Consider the following 258-nt stretch of genomic DNA (forward strand, 5'->3'; position numbering starts at 1 on the left):
GGGAAGATTACACCAAAGCAAAAGAAACCATGTTTGAGCGTACTCATATTCCTGAAGCACCCTGGTGGGTTGTCGAAGGCAATAATAAAAAACGTGCTAGACTGAACTGTATTGCCCATTTGCTCGACCAAATCCCTTACAAAGAAGTGCCTCGTGACGAAATTGAGTTACCCAATCGCAAACGCGATGATGAGTACTACCGCGAACCTATTCCCGATGATATGTATGTACCGCCTCGTTATTAAGCAACTAGCACCT

The 258-nt window shown here is 44.6% G+C and carries 1 pseudogene; it reads left to right on the forward strand.

The annotated features are described in order from the left end of the window. Positions 1-245, forward strand: a pseudogene (locus tag SB772_RS42780) (polyphosphate kinase 2); the annotation flags it as partial. Between the last annotated feature and the right edge of the window lie 13 nt (positions 246-258).

The organism is Paraburkholderia sp. SIMBA_030, assembly GCF_046535245.1.
GTDB lineage: Bacteria > Pseudomonadota > Gammaproteobacteria > Burkholderiales > Burkholderiaceae > Paraburkholderia.